This window comes from Frankia sp. AgB1.9, assembly GCF_016786355.1.
Taxonomy (GTDB): Bacteria; Actinomycetota; Actinomycetes; order Frankiales; family Frankiaceae; genus Pseudofrankia.
This window is the reverse complement of sequence record NZ_JADWYX010000255.1, coordinates 1-2395: the sequence shown is the minus strand read 5'-3', so window position 1 is coordinate 2395 and position 2395 is coordinate 1. Positions and strand designations below refer to the sequence as shown.

At 66.0% G+C, this 2395-nt stretch carries 3 protein-coding genes and 2 pseudogenes; 2 read left to right on the top strand and 3 right to left on the bottom strand.

The annotated features are described in order from the left end of the window. Positions 1–73: 73 nt before the first annotated feature. Entirely contained in the window at positions 74–514 is a 441-nt protein-coding gene (locus I6A60_RS40950) for a TetR-like C-terminal domain-containing protein (RefSeq protein ID WP_238437290.1), read from the bottom strand. A gap of 21 nt (positions 515–535) precedes the next feature. Next, positions 536–721: pseudogene (locus I6A60_RS44365) on the bottom strand (TetR family transcriptional regulator); the annotation flags it as partial. Between the two features lie 92 nt (positions 722–813). Here I6A60_RS44365 and I6A60_RS40945 point away from each other — a divergent pair. Both I6A60_RS40945 and I6A60_RS40940 read left to right on the top strand, forming a co-directional pair. Continuing rightward, positions 814–1341 (top strand): SRPBCC family protein, encoded by a 528-nt coding sequence (locus tag I6A60_RS40945; protein ID WP_203017296.1) that lies wholly within the window; start codon positions 814–816, stop codon positions 1339–1341. Positions 1342–1369: 28 nt separating this feature from the next. Beyond that, on the top strand, positions 1370–1741 hold the full coding sequence (locus I6A60_RS40940; protein ID WP_203017294.1) for a hypothetical protein: 372 nt from the start codon (positions 1370–1372) through the stop codon (positions 1739–1741). 84 nt (positions 1742–1825) lie between these two features. Here the strand turns inward: I6A60_RS40940 and I6A60_RS40935 are convergent. Continuing rightward, positions 1826–2303 (bottom strand): annotated as a pseudogene (locus I6A60_RS40935) (Uma2 family endonuclease). Between the last annotated feature and the right edge of the window lie 92 nt (positions 2304–2395).

The window sequence follows — 2395 nt, the reverse complement described above, 5'->3', positions numbered from 1 at the left end:
GTCCGCTACGCGGCAACGGTCACCATCGCCGCGATCAACCAATGGCTACGCTGACTGACTTTCGAAACAGGCCCTAGCTGCCGGGCGTCGAGGCGCGTTTTGGTCCGGTGGGGCTGGTGACGTAGCAGTCCGTCCGGGCGGCCCGCAACACGACGTCGACCTGCAGCGTCAGGTCTCGATCGTTGATCGACTCCATCAGCACAAACGTGCGGAGGAACAGCGGCGCGACCAAGGCCTCCAACAGCCGGTTGGGGTCGGTGCCGGCCGGGAGCTCGCCACGGGCGACGGCGCGGGTGACGACCTCACCGGCAACGCTGAACCTCGTCGTCCAGAAATCACGGGCGACACCGGCGATCTCCGGGACACTCGCGGACTCGGAGATGAAGGTTCGCAACAGGCCGCCACCGACTGGCGAGCGCATGTTCAGTGCGACGCTGCGGGCCAAATGGAGCAGGTCCGTGCGGACCGAGCCGCCGTCGGGTATCGCGATCGCGGCGACAGCCTGGTCGCGCAAGGCGTCAGTGACGAGAGCTTCGCGGGTCGGCCATCGACGGTAGATGGTCGTCTTGTGAACTCCGGCTCGGGTCGCGATCGCCTCGACCCGTAACCGAGAGTACCCAACCGTCAGTATCTCTCTGATCACAGCTGCGGTCACTGCGGCTCTCACCCGCGCGGCCCGGCCGCCCGGACGGACCGTACCGACGGGATGGTGCGCGTCCATGCGCCGACACTAACGCAACTTTTGTTGCGATTTGATCGGAATGCCGCTATCTTCCAGCTGTCTGGACGCAGTGGACAGGGAGGAGCATGAGGATGCCGGAGACCGGCGTTGCGTATTGCCTGGAACGCGTCGGTCTGGCCAAGCCGGACTGGAAAACTCTCGTGGTCGAAGGATCCGGCACCTCGAAGGCGACGGCAGCGGACCTCTGGGCGGTGTGGAGCGACCTGGAGCACTGGCCGAACTGGTCGCCGATCCATCGTTCGGTGGCCCCCGTCGACGCGAACACCCTGTCGATCGGCGGCTCTTTCGACCAGGAACTCGGCCTCGGCTTCCCGGTCGGCGTCCAGCACGAACGAGCCACGTTCGACGAGTTCCAGCCGGCGGCGCAAGTCTCCTGGTCGGGCGACAAGAACGGAATCCGCAGTTGTCACCGCTGGCAGTTCCAGCCGACGCCAGACGGGGGCACGCGCATCCACAACGTCGAGATCTTCGTCGGTACGACGATGGGTCTGATCAAGCCCCTGGTCGGGCGGCGGTGGAATCGTCTGTTCCAACGCGCGGTCGACGGGTTGATCGCGGCGACAACCGGAGCCGCCGAGGGAAGTCCGCGTGGACGATGACCGCAGCCGGCCGCCCCGGGAGTCTTCGATGGAGGCTTCGGCTCCGGCCGCCGCGGCGGACCCGCTGAGCGTCTCCGCGCTGCGGTTTCTGGTCGAGATCATTGCCTGGGTCGCCGCGCCCTGGGCTCTGGCGACCTCGTCGATCTGGCTCGCGGTGCTGGCTGACGTCCTGCTGATTGGCCTGCCGACGGTTTTCGGCATGCCCGGAGCGAAGAAGCAGAAGACGCCGATCTCGGTCTCGGCCCGGCCGGCGATCGCTCTCGAGCTGCTCCAACCGGTTGCCGCCTGTGTAGCGGCCTTCACGGTCTGGCCGTCCATCGTGGCATCGCTCGTCGTCGCCGCCGCACTGGCTGCCTGCGTCCTGCAGCTTCGTCGCTGGCGGTGGATGCTCGCCCAATGATTCACATAGTGACTTCGTGCGGCAGACTCTTGGAGAACGAACGTAACTGGTCAGCCAACTCGTCGAGAATGCGGCCCGCTCGCACTATGGCTGGGTGAGGTCAACCTTGACGGGGAACGGAGCCACGGCTTCGATGACACCCGTGTAGACATCGCCAACTCGGTAGGTTCTCGCGGCCGGGTCGAGCACGTACGTGTAGACGAGAGGGACACCGGCAGCGGACTGCTCGATCCGCCAGTAAAATTGGATGCCGGCCCTGGGCATACTGCTCCGGCTTGAAAACACGGTCCGTGGTCTCAGAACCCGGTGAGACCACTTCGCCGACGAGGAGGATGCTCTCCGGGCGCATTGGTGTGACGCCGACCGCGCTTGCCCGGTATACGACGACGTCGGGCCTCCGGACCGTCAGCGGCACATCCTGGAGCCGGACATCGAAGGCAAGATCGGCGAACCACCCCGGGGCCCCCGCCAGCTCCATCGCGTTGGCGACCTTCCTCGCCAGCCGGTTATGCAGCAGGGAGGCGCCGGAGACCATGACGATCATCCCGTCCACGATCTCGATGTCCTTGCACTGTGCCTCAGAGCCTGTTTTAGATCTTGTTGGCTGTCGGTCGTGTGGCCCACCGCGTGACGTGTCCGCCGCGAGCGAGCCGG